The organism is Neptuniibacter marinus, from assembly GCF_965223595.1.
Taxonomy (GTDB): Bacteria; Pseudomonadota; Gammaproteobacteria; order Pseudomonadales; family Balneatricaceae; genus Neptuniibacter; species Neptuniibacter marinus.
Map to the genome: position 1 here is coordinate 393,225 of NZ_OZ245004.1, position 19,003 is coordinate 412,227.

Sequence of the window (19,003 nt, forward strand, 5' to 3'; positions counted from 1 at the left end):
GGATGTTAAGTTTACAAGAGATGTTTGTTGATAAAGGTTGGGATACCAGTTACATCGCTTATGCCGGTGCCTTTATTACAGTTGTCGTGTTGGCGGGTATCTATCGTTATCTTCGTGATGACAATTCATCCGATTGATTTGCTATTGGCAATAATCGAATTTTTTAAGCTGAGGTTGGGGTTGTCTAACGCCTTAGCATGAGGACGTTAAATGTTTAAAAAACTGAAATCCATGTTCGGAGGCTCTTCAGCTGAAGAAACCGTTGAACATAGTGAAGTAGAAAATAACTCAGTTGAGAAAGTTGAAGAGAGCCAGCAGCCGATCGCTGAGCTAAAAGAGAATCAAGCAGAGCAGCCAGCGGTTGCAAAAGCTATAGATGAGCAAGATTCTGTTGCTACGGAAAATGTTGAACCAGAAATAGAAACCGTTGAGCCGGAAACCGTTCCTGAAACTATTGCCGCCGAGGTTTTTGAAGAGACGCCTACGCTCTCTGAGGAGCCGGCTGAAAGAGAAGAGATAGTTGATGCGATCATAGATGAAATACCTGAACCTAAAGAAGCAGAGGTCGACCTGAAAAGCGAAGATCAGGTGGAGGAGAAAAAAGGCTTCTTTGCGCGAATCAAAAAGGGTTTAAGTAAAACTAAAGCAAGCTTAACTGAGCAGCTAGGTAACATCTTTTTAGGCGCTAAGGAGATCGATGATGATCTACTTGAAGAGATTGAAACCCTACTGTTAATGGCCGATGTTGGGGTTGAAGCAACCTCCGATATTATTGGTCGTTTGACAGAAAAGGTTGCCCGTAAGCAGTTGGGCGATCCACAAGCATTGCAAGCGGCCTTAAAAGAGGAGTTATCAACTCTTTTACATCAATCAGAACAACCATTGCAGATTGATTGCAGTCAAAAGCCTTATGTTATTTTGATGGTAGGTGTTAACGGTGTCGGTAAAACGACGACCATCGGTAAGTTGGCTAAGAAGTTCCAGAGTGAAGGTAAGTCGGTCATGTTGGCTGCGGGTGATACTTTCCGTGCTGCTGCGGTAGAACAGCTACAGGTGTGGGGCGAACGTAATGAGGTTCCCGTCGTAGCTCAACATACAGGAGCCGATTCTGCCTCGGTTATCTATGACGCTGTACAATCGGCACAAGCGAAGAATATCGATATTTTGATCGCTGATACGGCAGGTCGTCTACAGAACAAAGATAACCTGATGCAAGAGCTTGAAAAGGTTGTGCGAGTAACGCAAAAGCTATCGCCGAAAGCGCCCCATGAAGTTATGTTAGTACTTGATGCCGGTACAGGCCAAAACGCACTGAGCCAAGCTAAGATTTTTAAAGAGAGCGTTGGCGTCACAGGTATCTCACTGACCAAGTTAGATGGTACAGCTAAAGGTGGGGTAATCTTTGCTATAGCTAAGCAGATGGATCTGCCGATTCGCTTTATCGGTGTTGGTGAGCAGATTGATGATTTGCGTCCCTTCAACTCCCAAGAGTTTGTTGACGCTTTGTTTGATTAACCCTGTTTAGCTAACTTTTATACACGTGATTGGGCATAACCGTAAGCGATGATTAAGTTTGATAAGGTCTGCAAACGCTACCCTGAAGGGCATGATGCCCTTCGTGATGTTAGCTTTAGTCTCAATCGAGGGGAGATGGCTTTTCTGACCGGACATTCGGGTGCAGGGAAAAGTACGTTACTGAAGTTAATTATGCTGATGGAGCGGGCTAGTCGAGGGCATGTTTCTGTCGCCGGCCAAGATCTGGCTCAATTTAGCCATGACGATATTCCCTATCATCGACGTCGTATAGGTGTTGTTTTTCAAAATCATCAACTTCTTTTTGATCGGAGCGTATTTGAAAATATCGCTTTGCCGCTACATATTTCTGGGTATGAAGATGCTGATATTGGAAAGCGTGTAAGGGCTGCACTAGATAAAGTGGGCTTATTGTATAAAGAAAAGCTCAACCCTATTACTTTATCCACAGGTGAGCAGCAGCGTATAGGTATTGCCCGTGCGATTGTGCATAAACCTCAAGTTCTATTAGCGGATGAGCCGACAGGTAACTTAGACCCTGCGTTGTCTGAAGAGATTATGCGTCTGTTTATGGAATTTAATCTCCACGGTACTACGGTTTTAATCGCAACCCATGATTTGGCTCTAGTATCACGTATGGCCTATCGGACGCTGACCCTTGATCAAGGGAGATTGATTAATGTCTAACCGTGAGCCGATTAAACGAGGGGCGGAACGTCAGAGGCCACCAGAAAAACCCGCAGTTGACGGAACTGTTGCTCCTACACATAAAGGGGCAGCAAAGCACAAGGTTGATTTTGTCGCAGAGTTTAAAAGCTGGGTTCGTCATAACAAAAGTACGGCAAAGCAATCATTGCAGCGCTTGTGGTTAACTCCTCTGCCTAGTTTTATGACATTGGCGGTGCTTGCTATCGCTTTGGCGCTTCCTGGTTTAATGTTTGTTGGCCTAAAAAATATAAATCAGCTAAGTGGTGAATGGAAAGGCGATCCGCGCATATCTCTCTATTTACAAAAGACTCTGCCTGCAGAAGAAGCGGAACGCTTTAGTCAGAAAATGTTACTACGAACGGATTTAGCGGCGGTTGAGTTAGTCACTAAAGAACAAGGTCTGCATGAATTTCAGCGCATATCAGGCTTTTCGGATGTGCTGGAGTTCCTCGATAAAAATCCGTTGCCAGCGGTTGTTGTTGTACAGCCATTGGATAACAAAAAGTCTGTCCTAGCCGCGCTTCAGCAAGAACTTATCGCACTTCCAGAGGTGGAGGACGCAGTACTTGATATGGTGTGGGTTGAACGTTTAGCTTCCTTTGTTCGTTTGGCAAATCGTTTAGTATTGGTCTTAGGCGCCTTATTAGCACTTTCCGTTTTGCTGGTGGTGGGTAATACAATTCGGTTGTCTATAGAAAGTCGTAAAGATGAAATTCAAGTGGCTAAATTAGTAGGCGCTACAGATGCTTGGGTTAAGCGGCCATTTATCTATACAGGCTTTTGGTTTGGGCTGATCGGCTCATTTATCGCTTGGATATTTGTGGAGATTAGCTTTCTTTTGATTAGTGCCCCAGTAGGGCAACTTATTGAGCTATATCAAACAGACTTTGAATTACAACGCTTAGGCTTTATGGATAGTCTATCCTTGATTGGTGTTGGAGTTCTGCTTGGTTTGTTTGGGGCGCGATTAGCGGTTGGCCGTCATTTGAGAGAGATAGAACCCCAGTAAATCGATTTCATCGAGCGGTAACATTTGCGTTTTATCCTTTTCCTCGCTATATTTTCCGGTCCGTTATACTTAGTAACGGAAATTAGATTGAACTTTTGTACTATAAATTGAGTCATATTTGCGAACTTTAGAAGATGCAAAAATGATGCGAGGTCATTAATGAGCACTAGCTTACAAGTTATTGATACACTTTCTCCGGGACGTAATCTGGATGCATATATGCAGTCTGTGACTGCTATACCAGTATTAAGCGCCGAAGAGGAGCGTTCTTTGGGTGAGCGTTTGCATTTTGATGGTGACGTAGAAGCGGCCCGCCGTTTAGTTATGTCTCACCTACGCTTTGTTGTTCACGTTGCTAAAACCTATTCTGGTTATGGTTTACCTTTAGGGGATCTAATTCAGGAAGGTAATGTCGGATTGATGAAAGCCGTTAAGCGCTTTGATCCTACCATGGGCGTGCGTTTGGTCTCTTTTGCTGTGCATTGGGTTAAAGCCGAAATGCATGAGTTTATCCTGCGTAACTGGCGCATTGTTAAAGTGGCCACCACTAAAGCTCAGCGTAAGTTATTCTTTAACCTTCGTTCAAAGAAAAAAGGCTTAGGCTGGATGACTACGGATGAAGTTAATTCTATCGCAGAAGATTTAGGTGTAGATGCTAAGGTTGTACGTCAAATGGAAGGTCGCATGGCATCCGTTGATACGGCATTTGATGCGCCTGAAGGCGCTGATGATGAACAGGCTGCTTGGGCGCCTGCGCACTTCCTTGAAGATAAAAGTGCAGATCCATCGCAGCAAGTAGAAGATAGCAACTGGGAGCAGGACTCTCAGCGACGTTTGATGAGCGCCATGTCTGATTTGGATGAGCGCAGTAAAGATATTCTAGCGCGTCGTTGGTTGTCTGATGATAAGGCGACTTTGCATGAGTTAGCTGCGGAATATGAGGTTTCAGCCGAACGTATCCGCCAGTTAGAAAAGAATGCGATGAAGAAGATCCGCATCTCTATGGAAGCGTAGCCAGGACTATTTTAGAAAAAGCCGCGCAAAGCGGCTTTTTTGTGCCTGCAATCTAAGTGTTTGGTGCAGATCTCCTAGCTACATGGATGAACTATTTCGGTATAATCTTTAATATATCTGGGTTCCTAATGTCAAAAAAACTTATATTAATGATCTCGGCAATGAGCGGTTTCTTTGCCGTTGCCTGCGGAGCGTTCGGTGCGCATGGCTTAAAAGATCTGCTTGAGCCAAGCTTATATGCAGTCTATCAAACCGGTGTGGAATATCAGTTTTATCACACTTTTGCACTGCTATTTATTGCGTCAGCTCCGGCGAACTTATCCAGTAAGTATTTAGGATGGGCGGGTATCGCATTTACATTAGGGATCCTACTTTTTTCCGGCAGTCTTTATCTGTTAGCGTTGACGGGCATTAAGGTGCTTGGGGCGATAACCCCATTAGGTGGCGTGGCTTTCTTATGTGGGTGGGCGCTCGTCGGCTATACAGCAATTATTTCGAACAGGAGATAAATCAATGCAGATTCAGGTAAATGGTGAGATGCTGCAAGTGCAGGATGAGATCACCCTTACTGGCCTGATTTCACAGCTTGAGCTTGGTGATAAACGCATTGCTATTGAGCTTAATTTAGAAATCATTCCCCGTAGTGAACATGCAGAAACAGTATTGAAAGAAGCGGATCGCGTTGAAATTGTCCATGCGATTGGTGGAGGTTGAGGTCGATCGTTTTAGGCCTAAAATCGACTCATAATTACTACAACTTTTTTGGATATAGATCATGTCTCATCAGAATGACCCATTGATTATCGCAGGGCAGAGTTACAACTCACGTTTGTTAATTGGTACTGGTAAATACAAAGATTTAGAAGAAACCCGTATCGCTATTGAGGCAAGTGGTGCCGAGATTGTGACTGTAGCCGTTAGGCGTACCAATATCGGGCAAAACCCAGATGAGCCAAATTTATTGGATATCATCACACCTGATAAATACACAATTTTGCCTAACACAGCAGGCTGCTTTAACGCCGAAGACGCAGTGCGTACCTGTAAATTAGCGCGTGAGTTAATGAATGGTCACGATCTAGTAAAACTTGAAGTTTTAGGTGACCAGAAAACGCTTTACCCAAATGTGGTTGATACCATTAAGGCAGCTGATAAGCTGGTCCAAGATGGTTTTAAAGTCATGGTTTATACCAGTGATGATCCCATCGTGGCGCAAGAGCTAGAGAGCCTTGGCTGTGTAGCTATCATGCCATTGGGTTCTATGATTGGTTCTGGCTTAGGCATTTTGAATCCGCATAACATCAACGTCATTATGGAAGACGCGAAAGTGCCTGTATTAGTGGATGCTGGTGTAGGTACGGCTTCTGAAGCGGCTGTGGCAATGGAGATGGGTTGTGATGCGGTGTTGATGAACTCAGCTATTGCCGGTGCCCGTAACCCTGTTTTAATGGCGTCAGCTATGCGCAAAGCCATTGAAGCGGGCCGTGAAGCATTTCTTGCGGGTCGTATGCCACGTAAACGCTATGCCAGTGCATCTTCACCAATGGATGGCACTATTATTGGCTAGGCTGCTGTCATTACCGCAGTAACTACAGCATTACGCTCAATTACGGAATATTTTTTAGCCTGATCGCAAGATCAGGCTTTGCTTTTTAGGTCAGGTTGATGTCAGAAAAGAATAAGATCGAACAGCAGCAGGAAAGTAATTCTGCTGAAGAACAACACATGCGCACAGTCAAAAGCTTTGTTCTACGCGCGGGCCGTATGACTGAAGGGCAGCAGAAGGCGATGGATGATGTCTGGCCAACCATGGGGCTAGAGCTGAAAAATGGTCTACTGGACTTTAACAAAGTGTTTGGCCGCGAAGCGCCTGTGGTTTTAGAGATCGGTTTTGGTATGGGCGACTCATTGGTTGAAATGGCCAAAGATCAGCCTGAAAAAAACTATATAGGCGTTGAAGTTCACCGTCCGGGTGTAGGCCGTTTACTCAGCAATGCGGAAAAGGAAGGCCTAACCAATATCCGTGTCTTCTGTGAGGATGCCATTGAAGTCCTAGCCCAATGTATCCCAGATGATAGCCTAGACTGCATACAACTGTTCTTTGCTGACCCCTGGCATAAAAAGCGTCATCATAAGCGCCGTATCGTACAACCTGAATTTGCACAAACCCTACGCCAGAAGCTAAAAGTAGGCGGAGTCTTCCATATGGCGACCGACTGGGAAAACTATGCGGAACATATGATGGAGGTGATGAGCGCCGCTGACGGCTATGCTAATGCCGCTGGCGAGGGCCAGTACTCGCCTCAACCAGAGTGGCGTCCGGTGACCAAATTCCAGAAGCGCGGAGAGCGTTTAGGCCATGGGGTTTGGGATTTAATGTTTGAGAAAACAAGCTAAATTATTTTCGTTTCGTCGCAGATAAAAATAAAAAGGCTGATGCAGTGCATCAGCCTTTTTTTATTGCCGAAGAGGTCTGGGCTGTCTCTTTGTGTTGTCTTTAACGCCCTAGGCCGTGTACTTGTTTTGCGATCTCGACTGCGTTACAAAGGTAAGCAGATCAGACAGGTGGATGTCTGGCATAGGGAAATATACAGAGCCTTTATTATTGAGGTGTATATCAACTTCTAATACCTATGCTTATTTTGTCACGGAAGATAGGGATTCAACTCTTTAGTTTTTCCTTCCTTTTTTAATCGCCACCCGTTTTTGCTTACACTGGGGAGATACGGTCCTCTTATGTGCAAATGTTAAAGCGCAACCTGCTCGACCCCTGGTTGTTTTGAGTGTAAAATTCACCCTAAGGGTGAATGCCATTGGGAGGGTTGCCCAAAAGGTATCCTATTTTGGAAATAGATTTTAGAACAAATAAACTTGAAAAATGCTTCAGAAATAGTGGCCAAGCGAATAAAGAGTTCGGTGTCCAGGTTGGCCGTAAGTACATTCAACGTATTAACTTGATTAAAGCGGCTAAAGACCTAAATGCAGTGATGAAACTGCCTGGTTTGCGTTGTCATCCTTTAAAAGGTGACCGGAAAGGTCAATACGCAGTAAACCTTACAGGTTTTTATCGGCTAATATTTACGGTAGAAGGCGATAAGCTAAATATCGCAATGATTGAAGATGTGAGTAAACATTATGATGACTGATCAAAGTTATATGTCTGATTTAGCCATTCCTCCAGGTGAATACTTGGAGGAGGTACTTGATGATCTAGAGCTTAGTCAGGCTGAGCTAGCTCGTAGAATGGGAAGACCTCCACAGGCTATTAATGAGATTATTAAGGGTGAAAAAGCAATTACGCCTGAGACAGCTATTCAACTAGAGCAAGTTGTAGATGTGCCTGCTGAATTTTGGAATAATTTAGAATCTGGATATCGTTTAGTTCTCGCAAAAGAACAAGAAATGCTTAAAGCTCAACAAGAAATCGAGGTTGTTTCTAAATTCCCATATCTTGAAATGAGCAAGCTTGGCTTGGTAAAGAAAACTCGTAATGCTATTGAAAAGGTAAAAGAACTCCAAAAATTTTTTGGGGTATCTTCTTTATTTAATATTGAAAATGTCAAAGAGTATTCTCCCGCCTTTAGGTTATGGGAGAACGAAACAATTAGTAGAGAGGCAATTGCGGCTTGGTTGAGAACAGGGCACTTATTGGCGTCTTGGCAAGATGTTGCTGATTTTGATAGGAACACTCTCAAAAATAACATAGCAAATATAAGAGCTTTAAGTTTAGAGTCAGACCCTAAGAAAATGCTGAGTTCTTTGAAATCTCTATTGGCTGTTTGTGGTGTCGCATTGGTTGTTATTCCGCATTATCCCCGAACTTACGTTACTGGTGCTACGTTTTGGTATGGAAAGAATAAGCCGGTGGTAATGATGTCTATGCGGGGAAGTTGGAGTGATATATTTTGGTTTAGTTTAATGCACGAGCTGGGTCATATATTACTTCATAATAAGAGAATTACTTTTATTGAAGGGGGTAATAATAGCAGTCAAGATTACAAGGTTCAGGAAGAGGATGCTGACTATTTCGCTCAAGAAATATTAATTCCGAAACTTTCTTATGATGAATTTGTATCTAAGTTTGATTTTGGTCCGGCTTCCATAGCTATATTTGCTGAGTCTATAGGTATACATCCGGGTATAGTCACAGGCAGGCTTCAGCACGATAAATACCTAAGCCATTTACAACATCATCATAGAACTAGGTATAAGTGGAAATAACACTTTAACATGGTATTGAAGAGAGGCTTGTAACGTTGGGAGTTTTTTAGGGGTGTTTTTGGCGATTAGAACACAACAGGGGCAGGTCTCGCTTTTTCCACCTCTTTAAGAAAATATCACGCCGATCAATCGTTTGCTAGGTACAGAGCTATGTCGAAAAAAGTTGTTACTTTTGAGTACGAGAAAGAAACTAAGAATAGTGTGCGTTATAAGGAAGTACCTGACGAAGGGACAGCCCCGATTGTTGGTTCTCTTTATGTTCAGAAATGGTTTGCCGGCGAGAGTAAAACCCTTGAAGTAACGATCGAGAAAAAAGACTAGAACCTATCGATAAGCCGCTTCTAAATTGCTAAGAATTAATCGACTGCTGTTGTTATGATGGGTATGCCTTCTAAGTTGATAGTGTCGGGCAAAAAAAGGCCCGCTTGGGGGGCGGGCAAAAGTCTGACTAGAGGAGCTTATGACAATAAGTTAGTGCTAATTTGTAGTAGCTCAGACTTGATCTGACAGTTACCCGTTTTTTATCTGGTGTCTGTCAGTTTAGATCTGGGCTAAATTCTTCTCGGCCCAGACCCGTTTACCATCAAGCAACGTTTCCATTGGCGTTCTACCGCAACATACCTTGCCCTGATGAGTTCGTTCATTGTTGTAGTATTCCATCCAGCCGTCCAGATCTTTTTGTAGTTCCTCAAGTGATTCGTAGAGCTTTTTACGGAAAGTTACTTGATAGAACTCATTCAAGATCGTTTTATGAAAGCGTTCACATATACCATTTGTTTGTGGGGACATCGCTTTAGTTTTGGTGTGATCAATATCGTTTATAGCAAGATAAAGCTGGTAATCATGCTGATCGACCCGACCACAGTATTCAGTTCCTCGGTCTGTAAGAATACGCAGCATAGGAAGCTCCTGTTCTTCAAAGAACGGTAATACCTTATCGTTGAGTGTATCTGCAGCAGTAATCGGTGTTTTAGTGGTATAGAGCTTACAGAAAGCGATTTTGCTGTAAGTATCCACAAAGGTCTGTTGGTATATACGGCCAACGCCTTTCAGGTTACCTACGTAAAAGGTGTCCTGAGACCCCAGATAACCTGGGTGTATCGTCTCAATTTCACCGCATGCTTCATCATCAGATTTCTTTTTCTCAAGCGCTGCAACCTGAGCATCGCTCAGGATGATGCCGTCGTTAGCAACTTTATCTTCTAAAGCTTTCAGTCTCTTTTTAAAGTTCTCAAGATTATGTCGAACCCAAATTGAACGGACGCCACTACCTGATACAAAGACACCCGACTTACGTAGTTCATTACTGGTACGGTGCTGACCATGAGCGGGTTGTTCAATGGCATAAGCAACGACAGCTTGTTCTGTTGCTTCATCCACTCTGTTCTTGGGATTCGGTGCTCTACGGCTTTTGTTGATCAGGCTATCGATACCACCTTCTTCAACAAGTTCCTGATAACGATAAAACGTATCTCGTGATACGCCCATGACTTTGCATGCTTTGGACACATTCCCAAGCTCTTCTGCCAAATTCAGCAAGCCAGCTTTGTGTTTAATGATTGGATTGTTAGTATGGATCATGAGAGTTACCTTTTGTTTTGATTTAAGATTCGACACCTTTATCAAAACGGGTAACTCTCTCTTTTTCAAGATGATGTGTCAGATCTAGTCTGAGCTAATTCAAGTTAGTGCTAATTCCCTTTACAGGAACATGCGATTAACGGCATTTCTTTTCACCGTGACGACCATCTTTGTGGTCTGGACGATGTTTGGATTTTTTATTATCCATTTCACTTTTTAATTCGATAAACTGTTTCTCCTGTTCGGGTGTTAGGATCTCAAACAGTTTCTCTTTCTGTTCCGCTTTTTCCAAAATTATAGATTTAGTCTGATCTTGGGCTTGTAAAACTAGACTATTTAGCTGGGCCTGATAATCGTTTGTGCTTGGGTCCAGTTGTACTAGCTGTTTAAAGATATCTCTGCGGGATTTCTGTTTATCTTTACGTTTGTCCTGTTGGCTTAACATCTGCTCTTTTAGCTGAACTTGCTGTTCTGTGGTTAGGCTTAGTTTTTTTGTTAAGTGCTCAATGCGATGCTCTATACGGTGTTCGTGACGTTTTTGCATACGCTCTTCATCGTCGGCATGGGCTAATGTAAAACCAGCGCTAGATAAAGTGATGATCGCTGCAGAGATACCTACAATAAGTTGTTTACGCATTTTTTTCTCTCCGGTGTTGTCTGTTTCGATGTAGTGAAGTTTGGGTGATGTCACTGCAAAGTTGGGTATAGGCGTTGTAAAGTTTGGTAAATGCGGAAGACTTGCAAGGTTTTTTAAAGTTAAAAGCTCTATTATTTAATGGCAGTATTGATAACTAATAGTTGGGAAGTATAAGCATGGGTGACAAACAACGACTACTGATGGTCGATGACGATAGAGAGCTATGTGAGTTGATAGGTGACTACCTCGAACATGAGGGCTATCTGATGGAATACGCCCATAATGCTGATGAAGCCTGTGAGCAGTTGGCCCGTGCCGATCGCTATGATCTGATGATTTTGGATGTGATGATGCCGGGTAAAAGTGGCTTAGAGCTGTTACAGCAGATTCGTCCTAAGGTTCAGCTTCCCGTCATTATGTTAACGGGTCGGGGTGAGGATATAGATCGTATTCTTGGGTTAGAAATGGGGGCAGATGATTACCTGAGTAAGCCCTGTAACCCCCGTGAGTTGCTTGCACGTATTAAAGCTGTGCTTAGACGCGTTGAGCCACAACAGCGAGCAACGCTCTTCCCTGAAGGTTTGATCACGGTTAGCGGTGTTAGTCTAGATCCAGGTATCCGTGAAGTGAAAGTGAATGGAAATGAAATTGAGCTTACAGGCACCGAATTTAATGTACTAGCTTATCTTATTGCTAATGCGGGCGTTGTTTTAGAGAAAGAGCAGCTTACTGAACTGGTGCTTCATCGGAAACTCGCTGCTTATGATAGAGCTATTGATGTTCATGTAAGTAGGGTTAGGCAAAAGTTAGCAGAGCATCTATCAGGTAAAGAGCTTATCAAGACTGTGCGTGGCGTGGGTTACCAATTTGTTAAAGGTGAGAAATGAAGTGGTATAAGCGTTTATTCTGGAAAGTTTTTGCCTCTATTTGGGCGGTAAGCTTTATCGTGCTGCTGGCAACAATTTTCTTTGTCGGTGCTGTTGCTGAGCAAGATCGGTTTAAGGAGGTCGTGACAGCTAAAGCACAGGGATATGCAGAGGTCATGGTTGAGAAGTATGAGCGAAAAGGGTTTCAAACCTTGTTGCCTCGCCCACCTCGTCCACCGAAGCCGGATGATAGTAGGGGGAGGTATGAGCATGATAAGCATAAGAAAGAAAAACGGGATGATTTCCGACGTTCTGTTTGGTTAAACATTTCCGAACGCGTTTTTATTACTGATCTAAAGCAAAAGAAAAAAGTAATCGGTTTTAATCACTTTCGGCGGGGCAGCGACTCGACTTATATTTTTAATATGAATTCGGATAGTGGAAATGCTTATCAAGTTGAAGTTGATCTAAATTGGGAAGCTTCGCCATTTACCCACGTTTTCGCGACGATTATCTCTGTACAAATGGTACTTATTCTTCTGATTGCTTCTGCCGGCGCGTTGCTCGTTTCGATGATCATCACACGGCCATTAAATTTGCTGCGAGAGCATAGTCAGGCGATTTATCGTGGAGAATTAGAGCGTCGTACTGATAAAAAGCTGCGTAAAAGAGGGGATGAATTAGGTGAGCTAGCCCGTGATTTTGATCGCATGGCTGATTATGTACAACAGACAATTACATCGCATCAGCGTTTAATGCAGGATGTTTCCCATGAGCTTCGTGCTCCTTTAGCCCGTTTGCAGGCAGCTGCGGGTATAGCTGAACAGCGCATGGGAGAAGATGATAAAGCGGTACAGCGAATTATTCGTGAATGTCAGCGTTTAGATCAATTGATCGGGGAAATTCTATCTTTGTCTCGCCTTGAGCAGATGGAAGGGCTTGGTGAAAATGTATGGCTCTATCCTTTGTTACAGGAATGGGTGGATGATGCACATTTTGCTTATCCTAAGCGAAGCTTTCACCTTAATATGAAATCGGATTGTGAAGTAGGTGTGAATGTAAAATTACTCGAGAGAGCGATCAATAATATTCTTGGTAATGCTTGTAAACACACACCTGAAGGCACTCAAATTGATTTAACGGTGGATAAAGCAGATCAGTGTGTTGTTTGTATTCGAGATCATGGTCCGGGTGTTACTGAAGCGCAATTGACACAGTTATGTAACCCCTTCTATAGAGGGCAGAGTCAAACAGAAGGGTATGGCTTAGGCTTAAGTATTGCGCAGCGCGCGATAGAGCGCTTAGGCGGAACGCTCGTTTTGCAAAATCATCCTGAAGGGGGGTTAGAAGCTATAATCCGCTTGCCTTGTGCACGTAATCAGTAAAAGATAATTTACCTAAGACTAGGTACTTTTAACGGGACACTGTTATAGACAATTATCGGATTCTCACTAATCCCAATCGGTGTCCGTAAGATCTGCAGGCGTTAAATCATAACGCCTTAAGATCGTTTGGATTTTCCCTTGTCGATAGAGTTGTATCAATTGCTGATTGAACCTACCAACTAGATCTTTAGAAAATCTGCTTTTCGATAGCCCTACGTAATAGAAAACATGCTTATAGAAACCTGCAGGGCGTATAGATGCAAGCTGTAGTTCTTTGATAATTGCTTTTACTACATCTACGTTACCGAAAACCAAATCACATCGGGCACCATTGACCATCTTGATGGCGGTAGGGAAGTTGGTTGTAGTGATGATTTTAATCGGTTCTATGTTACTAGACACCATCTCCTCTCTGATGTCGTTTAAACGATTCTGCATGTTAGAGGGTGAATTTACGGCGACACATAAACCCGTTAAGCTCTCTAAGCGGGTGTAGTTGACATTCAGACTGCTATGGGAGAAAAAACCGTAACCTGTTTCTAAAATAGGTGGACTGAAGTACAACCATTTTGCTCTATCGCGATTTTTACCTACTAGGAATAAACCGTCAGCCGTACCTCTCTTGACTGCTTGCTGGGCACGTCGCCATGGGAGTATCTCAAAGTGACATTCTAACTGCTCAGCTTTGCATGCTTCTGCAATAATCTCTTTGCCAGGTCCTCTACATTTCCATCTTTAATGAACATAAAGGGAGGTAAATGAGTTGTTTTAAACTCAAGTGGTGCAGTGTGCGACTGTGCTGGGAAGGCGAGCAATAGCCATATATACCCTAAAACTAATTTAGCCATAAAACGCTCAAAATTCTTTATATTTATTAATATTATTTAACATTGTAGACCACTACTTAGAGAGTGTTGGATGGTGGCCTAATATTAAACGAACTTTTATAGGATATATGCTCGCGATATATAGACAGAGAACAGTGTTGATTCTTATTCTAATAGGGCCGGGCTTTGCTTTCCGGTTAGTCGTTTTTAATTGAGAAAAGACGCACCTTTTTCGGCATCCTGTTTTAATGCGCATATTTCATATTCTTTACATACCCCGCAATGAAACTGACAGGTCTGGTACAGTGTTTTGAATGCTTCAAAACTGATGGGGCGGCTAAATAGGAATCCTTGCATCATCATGCAGTCTATCTTTTGAAGAAAGAGCATCTGCTCTTTAGTTTCTACGCCTTCTGCTACTACACTTAAGCCCAGTTGTTTTGCCATGGCGATAATGGTTGATGTAATAGCAATATTGTCTTTATCGGCAGGGATATCTTGTAGGAAAGAGCGGTCTACTTTTAATAGGTCTACGGGCATTTTCTTTAAATGACTTAATGATGAATAGCCTGTTCCAAAATCATCTATAGCTAAGCTGATACCCATCATCTTTATTTTTTTAAGTGTCTCTATAGCATGCTGCATATCACGCATTAGCATACTTTCGGTGATCTCTAATTCTAGCCATTCCGAGGCCAAGCCGGATTTAGAAATAGCTTCCTCAATATGTTCAATTAGATCGGGATCATCGAACTGTCGGGCGGATAAATTTACACAGACCTTTAAAGGCGGCAAGCCTTCATCTTGCAACTGTTGGGCTGCTTTGCAAGCTTCTAGTAATACCCAGCGGCCAATAGGAATAATCGCCCCTGTTTCTTCTGCATGGGGAATAAACTCATCGGGTGGAATCGTCCCTCTGGTCGGATGTTCCCAGCGTAAAAGGGCTTCTATTGCAGAAATTCGCCCATCCTTTCCATTAACTTGAGGTTGGTAGGCCAAGGATAATTGCTTGCCTGTGAGAGCGTTTCTTAAATCGTGCTCGATACTTAGTATTCGTTGAGCTTTTTCATCCATATGTGTTTCATAAAAAGCAAAGGTGTTTCGTCCGAGTTGCTTAGCATGATACATAGCCAAATCTGCATTTCTCAACAGGTCGCTCGGATCTTGGCTATCAGCACCAATTAAGGTTATCCCTATGCTGACGGTGATTCTCACATCATGGAAGCCTATTTGTACTGGCTGTGAGAGGAGTCTCAGAATCTCATTTACATTATGGATAATTAAGTCAGGATCATTCAGCGCATGGAATATGATGGTAAATTCATCGCCGCCTAATCTAAAGACAGAGGCCTGATCTGGCACGCAATAGCAGAGCCTATTAGCGATGGTGTTGAGTAAAGCGTCGCCTGCTTCATGCCCCATAGTGTCGTTTATCTGCTTAAAGTGATCTAAATCCAGAAGTAGAAGTGCATGGGCACCCTCATTGGTTGGGCTTTGCAGATATTGATCAAGGGTTCGTCTGAAGTTTCGACGATTGCCTAAATTGGTGAGCGGGTCAAAATAAGCCATTTTTTCCAGTTGCTGATCATGCTCTTTTATTTTAGAGATATCTTCACTGACTGAGACAAAGTTCGTTATATTTCCTCGCTCATCATGTATTGGCGATATATTTTGTAAAGACCAATATGTAGTGCCGTCCTTCCGTTTATTTAGAAGTGTTCCATGCCACTTTTTGTGACGACTAATGGTTTCCCATAGGTTGTCATGGGCTCCCTTTGATGTTGTGTCTGAGCGTAAAATACTGGTTTTTTTACCCTGTATCTCAGGAAAGCTATAACCGGTAATATCGCTGAAACGAGTGTTGGCGTACTCTATTTCACCTTGAGCATTCGTAATAACTACAGCGCTTCCTGTGTTTTCTACAGCATTCCTAAACAGTTTGAGCTCTCTTGCTAGATGAGCATTTTTACTCGCATTACGAAGGGTAATGAAAAAGCCTTGTTCTGTTTGGTCTATTTCGACTAGAGAGCATTCGATCTTGAGTAGAATAGAGGATGAATTAGGTTGCTCTATAAGCTGATAATCGGAGTGATGTTGAATATCAGTATTTTTCAGGTGGTCTAAGTGAGCCTTGATCTTTTGTTTAAATAATTGAGGCAATTCACTTTTTGACTCGGCTGTTTGTGCGGATCCCCAAATGAGTTCGAGCGCGTAGGGATTACTCGCCACCGGTTGCAGTGAGTGATCAAGTAACAAAATACCGATACTGGATTGGCTAAACCAATCGATCAGCATTTTGATGTTATTTTTAGACAGCAATAGTTTCGACATTATATTATTTTTGTTTTAATTATTTACTGAAGATCACTAGATAATGAGCTTTATTTCATTTAAATAGTTTGATTTGGCTCAGCGTTTTGTCTTTTAGTAAAAAAAAGCGCCGTTAGGCGCTTTTTGTTTTTAAAGGGCGTCAGGCCCGCTTTCGCCTGTACGTATTCGTATCACTTGTTCAAGGGGGGCAACAAATATTTTCCCGTCCCCGATCTTTCCAGTATTAGCTGTTTTTGCAATAGATTCGATCACTTGTTCAACCATATCTGTATCAACAGCAATTTCGATTTTAACTTTTGGTAAGAAGTCTACTACGTACTCTGCGCCACGATAGAGTTCAGTGTGGCCTTTCTGACGGCCAAAGCCTTTAACTTCTGTAACGGTAACGCCTTGAATACCAATATCAGAAAGAGCTTCACGTACATCATCAAGTTTAAATGGTTTAATCACCGCCGTGACCAGTTTCATTATGCGATTCCTCAGTTTGTACCTGCGTTAAGTGTTTAGCTCAACACTTAGCAGTTTTAACTACAGTGAACTATGAGGATAAGTATACCTAGAAAAATGCAGAGTGGTATATCAGATTTACAGGAGGGGGCTCAAAAGCGTTTGTTAATAATACAAAAAAAGGGTGCCGAAGCACCCTTTTTAAATCTACGTGAGATTATTTAGCAGATGTGAACTCTGGGTATGCTTCCATACCACATTCAGAGATATCAACACCCTCGTACTCTTCTTCTTCGCTTACACGTACACCGATCACTGCTTTGATTACAAACCATGCAATCAAGCTTGTTCCGAATACCCAACCGAAGATAGTTAGTGCACCAATGATCTGGCCAGAGAATGCAGCGCCATCGTTAGTTAGTGGTACTAGTAGAAGACCAAGAAGACCTACAACACCGTGTACAGAGATCGCACCGACTGGGTCATCAATCTTCATTTTATCAAGTGTTAGGATACTGAAGACTACTAATATACCACCTATCGCACCAAACAATGTAGCTTGTAGTGCAGAAGGGGTTGATGGTTCAGCAGTGATAGCAACTAGGCCTGCTAGCGCACCGTTAAGTGCCATTGTTAGATCCGCTTTACCAAACAGTAGGCGAGCAACAATTAGCGCAGCAACAACACCACCGGCAGCCGCCGCGTTAGTGTTCATGAAAACAACAGCAACAGCGTTTGAGTTTTCAACGTCGGATGTAGCAAGTACAGAACCACCGTTGAAACCGAACCAACCCAACCACAAGATAAATGTACCTAGTGTAGCCAGAGGAAGATTTGCACCAGGGATAGCGTTAACGCCACCTTCTTTAGTGTATTTGCCTTTACGAGCACCAAGAACCAGAACACCAGCAAGAGCTGCAGCAGCACCAGCCATGTGAACGATACCAGAACCTGCGAAGTCAGAGAAACCTAGATCGCCAAGCGTGTACATGCCGAACACTGCATTGCCGCCCCAAGTCCAAGAACCTTCCATTGGATAGATGAAACCAGTCATTACGATAGCGAAAGTAAGGAAAGCCCAAAGCTTCATACGCTCAGCAACGGCACCCGAAACGATAGACATTGCAGTTGCTACGAATACTACCTGGAAGAAGAAATCGGCTGATGGAGCATAAGTAGCAGGTTCTTCAGCACCAGTGAATCCATCACCAGTAATGCCAGAAAGTAGGTAGTCACCACCGTACATGATTGCGTAACCGCAAACTAAGTACATGATGCATGACACCGCGTATAACGCGACGTTTTTAGTTAGAATTTCTGTGGTGTTCTTAGCGCGAACTAAGCCAGACTCAAGCATGGCAAAGCCAGCCGCCATCCACATTACTAATGCGCCACATACTAAAAAGTAGAAAGTATCGAGGGCATATTTCAGCTGAGTAACATCAGCAGCTGTTGTATTTAATAGTTCTTCCATTGGTTGGTTCCTCCAGAAGCAATCACTAATCTATGTTTAAAGCGCTTCAGTGCCGGTTTCGCCGGTACGGATACGCACTACTTGTTCAATAGAAGTAACGAAAATCTTACCGTCACCTATTTTGCCGGTTTGAGCGGCTGAACTGATCGCTTCTACGACCTGATCTACAATATCGCTAGATACAGCGGCATCTACACGTACTTTCGGTAGAAAATCGACTACGTATTCGGCGCCACGGTATAGCTCAGTGTGACCTTTTTGACGTCCAAAGCCTTTTACTTCTGTAACGGTGATACCTTGAACACCGATTTCAGAAAGCGCTTCACGGACATCATCCAATTTGAATGGTTTGATGACAGCGGAGACCATCTTCATTTTGTTATCCCCCATAGATACTAAATTCAATACAAATACTTAAATCGCTAAGTAAATGGTTAATTACCGATTCTTGCTCTGACTAAAGCGAAGGGTGTGCCATGTTTTTAAATCTCTTTAATATCAATGGATTAACTGGTTTATTTTGTCTTTGGTTAGTTTTTGTGCAATATTTTAGGGCGGTTGTTTGAGTGCTGCCTTCAGGTCTGCACCATGGTGGTGCCTATATTTGAAAGGCTGGTTTGTTATGGGTTTATTGCTATAGTTGGAGTCGTGTTTTATCTGATTTTAGAGGTACAAAATGATCAAGCCACATTTAATTGAAGGCTTAGCAGAACAGTTTTCTCAGTTATTCTCTGGTGAAGCGAAAGTGCTAGACCAAGAAAACGTTAAGGCGCAGGTGAAATCCCTACTACAAGGTACGTTTGATCGATTGGATATTGTCAGTAGAGAAGAGTTTGATGCGCAAAAAGCGGTTTTGTTGCGAACGAGAGAAAAAGTTGAAGCATTAGAATTGCAGTTAAAGGCGTTAGACGAAACCTTACAGAAAAAGCCGTAGTCTTAAATAGAAAAGTTAAGCCGTTTTACATGTTAT

22 protein-coding genes are annotated in these 19,003 nt (G+C 42.9%); 15 read left to right on the plus strand and 7 right to left on the minus strand.

All coding sequences use genetic code 11. The features are described from left to right. The first annotated feature begins 2 nt into the window (after positions 1-2). The 12 genes from ACOQOE_RS01815 (at position 3) to ACOQOE_RS01870 (ending at position 8,806) form a co-directional block, all read left to right on the plus strand. Positions 3-137, plus strand: a complete 135-nt coding sequence (locus ACOQOE_RS01815) for a hypothetical protein (protein WP_269454622.1) — start codon at positions 3-5, stop codon at positions 135-137. 73 nt (positions 138-210) lie between these two features. Next, positions 211-1,515: a signal recognition particle-docking protein FtsY gene (gene ftsY, locus ACOQOE_RS01820; protein WP_420554766.1), complete on the plus strand. Its 1,305-nt coding sequence runs from the start codon at positions 211-213 to the stop codon at positions 1,513-1,515. Positions 1,516-1,563: 48 nt separating this feature from the next. Beyond that, positions 1,564-2,220: a cell division ATP-binding protein FtsE gene (gene ftsE, locus ACOQOE_RS01825; protein ID WP_420554767.1), complete on the plus strand. Its 657-nt coding sequence runs from the start codon at positions 1,564-1,566 to the stop codon at positions 2,218-2,220. Continuing rightward, entirely contained in the window at positions 2,213-3,250 is a 1,038-nt protein-coding gene (ftsX, locus tag ACOQOE_RS01830; protein WP_067868841.1) for a permease-like cell division protein FtsX, read from the plus strand. Before ftsE ends, ftsX begins: the two co-directional genes overlap by 8 nt. Positions 3,251-3,409: 159 nt before the next feature. Next, positions 3,410-4,264: an RNA polymerase sigma factor RpoH gene (gene rpoH / locus ACOQOE_RS01835; protein ID WP_067868843.1), complete on the plus strand. Its 855-nt coding sequence runs from the start codon at positions 3,410-3,412 to the stop codon at positions 4,262-4,264. A gap of 128 nt (positions 4,265-4,392) precedes the next feature. Continuing rightward, the gene (locus ACOQOE_RS01840) at positions 4,393-4,773 is read left to right on the plus strand and encodes a DUF423 domain-containing protein (protein ID WP_067868845.1); all 381 of its coding nucleotides are present in this window, start codon (positions 4,393-4,395) and stop codon (positions 4,771-4,773) included. A gap of 4 nt (positions 4,774-4,777) precedes the next feature. Next, positions 4,778-4,978: a sulfur carrier protein ThiS gene (gene thiS / locus ACOQOE_RS01845; protein WP_067868849.1), complete on the plus strand. Its 201-nt coding sequence runs from the start codon at positions 4,778-4,780 to the stop codon at positions 4,976-4,978. A 61-nt stretch (positions 4,979-5,039) separates the two neighbouring features. Beyond that, entirely contained in the window at positions 5,040-5,831 is a 792-nt protein-coding gene (locus ACOQOE_RS01850; RefSeq protein WP_303417771.1) for a thiazole synthase, read from the plus strand. Positions 5,832-5,929: 98 nt separating this feature from the next. Further along, positions 5,930-6,661, plus strand: a complete 732-nt coding sequence (gene trmB, locus ACOQOE_RS01855) for a tRNA (guanosine(46)-N7)-methyltransferase TrmB (RefSeq protein ID WP_420554768.1) — start codon at positions 5,930-5,932, stop codon at positions 6,659-6,661. Positions 6,662-7,107: 446 nt separating this feature from the next. Then, positions 7,108-7,410, plus strand: coding sequence for a type II toxin-antitoxin system RelE/ParE family toxin (locus ACOQOE_RS01860; RefSeq protein WP_067868879.1), 303 nt, complete (start codon positions 7,108-7,110; stop codon positions 7,408-7,410). Continuing rightward, entirely contained in the window at positions 7,400-8,485 is a 1,086-nt protein-coding gene (locus tag ACOQOE_RS01865) for a HigA family addiction module antitoxin (protein ID WP_067868858.1), read from the plus strand. The genes ACOQOE_RS01860 and ACOQOE_RS01865 overlap by 11 nt, the downstream gene beginning before the upstream one ends. A 150-nt stretch (positions 8,486-8,635) precedes the next feature. Then, positions 8,636-8,806 (plus strand): hypothetical protein, encoded by a 171-nt coding sequence (locus tag ACOQOE_RS01870; protein WP_197462746.1) that lies wholly within the window; start codon positions 8,636-8,638, stop codon positions 8,804-8,806. Positions 8,807-9,025: 219 nt separating this feature from the next. Here ACOQOE_RS01870 and ACOQOE_RS01875 read toward each other — a convergent pair whose 3' ends face one another. Both ACOQOE_RS01875 and ACOQOE_RS01880 read right to left on the minus strand, forming a co-directional pair. Continuing rightward, entirely contained in the window at positions 9,026-10,066 is a 1,041-nt protein-coding gene (locus tag ACOQOE_RS01875; protein ID WP_420553798.1) for an IS481 family transposase, read from the minus strand. Between the two features lie 136 nt (positions 10,067-10,202). Beyond that, complete coding sequence (locus ACOQOE_RS01880) at positions 10,203-10,703, minus strand: Spy/CpxP family protein refolding chaperone (protein ID WP_067869821.1); 501 nt, start codon at positions 10,701-10,703, stop codon at positions 10,203-10,205. A 176-nt stretch (positions 10,704-10,879) separates the two neighbouring features. Between ACOQOE_RS01880 and ACOQOE_RS01885 the strand changes: the two genes are divergently transcribed. Beyond that, positions 10,880-11,590: a response regulator transcription factor gene (locus ACOQOE_RS01885; RefSeq protein ID WP_067869818.1), complete on the plus strand. Its 711-nt coding sequence runs from the start codon at positions 10,880-10,882 to the stop codon at positions 11,588-11,590. Then, positions 11,587-12,954: a sensor histidine kinase gene (locus ACOQOE_RS01890; protein WP_420554769.1), complete on the plus strand. Its 1,368-nt coding sequence runs from the start codon at positions 11,587-11,589 to the stop codon at positions 12,952-12,954. Before ACOQOE_RS01885 ends, ACOQOE_RS01890 begins: the two co-directional genes overlap by 4 nt. A 66-nt stretch (positions 12,955-13,020) precedes the next feature. On the opposite strand, the gene ACOQOE_RS01895 is transcribed toward ACOQOE_RS01890, so the two are convergent. The 5 genes from ACOQOE_RS01895 to ACOQOE_RS01915 all read right to left on the minus strand — a co-directional run bounded on the left by ACOQOE_RS01895 (position 13,021) and on the right by ACOQOE_RS01915 (position 18,408). Beyond that, positions 13,021-13,659, minus strand: a complete 639-nt coding sequence (locus ACOQOE_RS01895) for a substrate-binding periplasmic protein (protein ID WP_420555458.1) — start codon at positions 13,657-13,659, stop codon at positions 13,021-13,023. Positions 13,660-13,988: 329 nt separating this feature from the next. After that, positions 13,989-16,112 (minus strand): putative bifunctional diguanylate cyclase/phosphodiesterase, encoded by a 2,124-nt coding sequence (locus tag ACOQOE_RS01900; protein ID WP_420554770.1) that lies wholly within the window; start codon positions 16,110-16,112, stop codon positions 13,989-13,991. Between the two features lie 129 nt (positions 16,113-16,241). Then, positions 16,242-16,580, minus strand: coding sequence for a P-II family nitrogen regulator (gene glnK, locus ACOQOE_RS01905; protein ID WP_067869806.1), 339 nt, complete (start codon positions 16,578-16,580; stop codon positions 16,242-16,244). 196 nt (positions 16,581-16,776) lie between these two features. Next, a complete protein-coding gene (locus ACOQOE_RS01910; RefSeq protein ID WP_420554771.1) occupies positions 16,777-18,033 on the minus strand; it encodes an ammonium transporter in 1,257 nt (418 codons plus the stop codon). Between the two features lie 36 nt (positions 18,034-18,069). After that, positions 18,070-18,408: a P-II family nitrogen regulator gene (locus ACOQOE_RS01915; protein ID WP_067869800.1), complete on the minus strand. Its 339-nt coding sequence runs from the start codon at positions 18,406-18,408 to the stop codon at positions 18,070-18,072. A gap of 301 nt (positions 18,409-18,709) precedes the next feature. Between ACOQOE_RS01915 and ACOQOE_RS01920 the strand changes: the two genes are divergently transcribed. Then, positions 18,710-18,967, plus strand: a complete 258-nt coding sequence (locus tag ACOQOE_RS01920; protein ID WP_067869797.1) for an accessory factor UbiK family protein — start codon at positions 18,710-18,712, stop codon at positions 18,965-18,967. The last annotated feature ends 36 nt before the right edge of the window (positions 18,968-19,003 follow it).

Excerpts from the sequence above, each read along its gene's own strand:
- ACOQOE_RS01815 (WP_269454622.1), top strand. The coding sequence starts at position 3 with ATGTTAAGTTTACAAGAGATGTTTGTTGATAAAGGTTGGGATACCAGT.
- ftsY (WP_420554766.1), top strand. The coding sequence starts at position 211 with ATGTTTAAAAAACTGAAATCCATGTTCGGAGGCTCTTCAGCTGAAGAA.
- ftsE (WP_420554767.1), top strand. The coding sequence starts at position 1,564 with ATGATTAAGTTTGATAAGGTCTGCAAACGCTACCCTGAAGGGCATGAT.
- ftsX (WP_067868841.1), top strand. The coding sequence starts at position 2,213 with ATGTCTAACCGTGAGCCGATTAAACGAGGGGCGGAACGTCAGAGGCCA.
- rpoH (WP_067868843.1), top strand. The coding sequence starts at position 3,410 with ATGAGCACTAGCTTACAAGTTATTGATACACTTTCTCCGGGACGTAAT.
- ACOQOE_RS01840 (WP_067868845.1), top strand. The coding sequence starts at position 4,393 with ATGTCAAAAAAACTTATATTAATGATCTCGGCAATGAGCGGTTTCTTT.
- thiS (WP_067868849.1), top strand. The coding sequence starts at position 4,778 with ATGCAGATTCAGGTAAATGGTGAGATGCTGCAAGTGCAGGATGAGATC.
- ACOQOE_RS01850 (WP_303417771.1), top strand. The coding sequence starts at position 5,040 with ATGTCTCATCAGAATGACCCATTGATTATCGCAGGGCAGAGTTACAAC.
- trmB (WP_420554768.1), top strand. The coding sequence starts at position 5,930 with ATGTCAGAAAAGAATAAGATCGAACAGCAGCAGGAAAGTAATTCTGCT.
- ACOQOE_RS01865 (WP_067868858.1), top strand. The coding sequence starts at position 7,400 with ATGATGACTGATCAAAGTTATATGTCTGATTTAGCCATTCCTCCAGGT.
- ACOQOE_RS01870 (WP_197462746.1), top strand. The coding sequence starts at position 8,636 with ATGTCGAAAAAAGTTGTTACTTTTGAGTACGAGAAAGAAACTAAGAAT.
- ACOQOE_RS01875 (WP_420553798.1), bottom strand. The coding sequence starts at position 10,066 with ATGATCCATACTAACAATCCAATCATTAAACACAAAGCTGGCTTGCTG.
- ACOQOE_RS01880 (WP_067869821.1), bottom strand. The coding sequence starts at position 10,703 with ATGCGTAAACAACTTATTGTAGGTATCTCTGCAGCGATCATCACTTTA.
- ACOQOE_RS01885 (WP_067869818.1), top strand. The coding sequence starts at position 10,880 with ATGGGTGACAAACAACGACTACTGATGGTCGATGACGATAGAGAGCTA.
- ACOQOE_RS01890 (WP_420554769.1), top strand. The coding sequence starts at position 11,587 with ATGAAGTGGTATAAGCGTTTATTCTGGAAAGTTTTTGCCTCTATTTGG.
- ACOQOE_RS01900 (WP_420554770.1), bottom strand. The coding sequence starts at position 16,112 with ATGTCGAAACTATTGCTGTCTAAAAATAACATCAAAATGCTGATCGAT.
- glnK (WP_067869806.1), bottom strand. The coding sequence starts at position 16,580 with ATGAAACTGGTCACGGCGGTGATTAAACCATTTAAACTTGATGATGTA.
- ACOQOE_RS01910 (WP_420554771.1), bottom strand. The coding sequence starts at position 18,033 with ATGGAAGAACTATTAAATACAACAGCTGCTGATGTTACTCAGCTGAAA.
- ACOQOE_RS01915 (WP_067869800.1), bottom strand. The coding sequence starts at position 18,408 with ATGAAGATGGTCTCCGCTGTCATCAAACCATTCAAATTGGATGATGTC.
- ACOQOE_RS01920 (WP_067869797.1), top strand. The coding sequence starts at position 18,710 with ATGATCAAGCCACATTTAATTGAAGGCTTAGCAGAACAGTTTTCTCAG.